This window comes from Mesorhizobium sp. M7A.F.Ca.CA.002.05.1.1 (genome assembly GCF_003998335.1).
GTDB lineage: Bacteria > Pseudomonadota > Alphaproteobacteria > Rhizobiales > Rhizobiaceae > Mesorhizobium.
On the sequence record NZ_RZQI01001658.1, the window covers coordinates 1 to 437 of the forward strand.

Here is a 437-nt window from a genome sequence, read left to right on the forward strand (position 1 = left end):
CTGGCTGGGCGCGCTTTCAGGCGCGGCAGAAGCCTCGCAGCGGCTGCTGCAGCCGATCGTCGATGATTTCGAGGCGCGCGTCGCGCAGTTCGACGATCCGAACTCTTCCTCCACGAAGGCGCGGGCGACGGCGAAAAGCATGATCGCCGAGGCGCAGTCCTTCGCCCGGGAGGTCACCGATATTGCCGCCAAGGAAGCCGCCACTGCCGTGCCGGCCGCCAACGCCGCTCCGGCGACAAGCGGCGCCGGCGATGCGCTGATGCCCGAGGATTTCAGGCAGCCCAACGCCATGGAGAAACCGGCCAAACCGGCGGATCTCAAGGCCATCTCGGGCATCGGGCCGAAGCTGGAAAAGGTTCTCAACGGCCTCGGTATCTGGACCTATGCCCAGATCGCGGCATGGACGCCGCAAGAGGTTGCCTGGGTCGAGGATTATC

General features: G+C 66.1%; 1 pseudogene. It reads left to right on the top strand.

Going from position 1 to position 437, the window contains the following annotated elements:
* Positions 1-437: pseudogene (locus tag EN939_RS37630) on the top strand (NADH-ubiquinone dehydrogenase); the annotation flags it as partial.